1 protein-coding gene is annotated in these 290 nt (G+C 34.8%); it reads left to right on the top strand.

All coding sequences use genetic code 11. From position 1 onward, the window contains the following. Positions 1-35: 35 nt before the first annotated feature. Positions 36-290, top strand: a 255-nt coding sequence (locus PZH32_RS13640; protein WP_275208797.1) for a recombinase family protein, incomplete at its 3' end; no start/stop codon positions are given.

Genomic DNA, 290 nt, shown 5'->3' with positions numbered 1-290 from the left:
CACCATACGGATATTATCTGAAAGACAATCAGCTCTTGATAGAAGAAACGGAAGCTGAAGCAATCAGAATTATATTTGATAAATTTGCTAATTCTGATATAGGACTTGGCGGAGTAGCAAAATATCTTAATCTTCAAGGTATAAAGAAGATACCTCGTCAGAACGGCACATTGGAAACTTGGAGCAGTCATTTTATACGGTTGATATTAGACAATCCTGTTTATTGTGGAAAGATTGCTTATGGCAGAAGAACACGAGAAAAGGTAAAAGGTACAAAAAATGAATATAAG

The sequence above is a fragment of the Adlercreutzia equolifaciens genome (genome assembly GCF_029076695.1).
Lineage (GTDB): Bacteria > Actinomycetota > Coriobacteriia > Coriobacteriales > Eggerthellaceae > Adlercreutzia > Adlercreutzia equolifaciens_A.
This window is presented reverse-complemented; position numbering and strand designations above follow the sequence as displayed.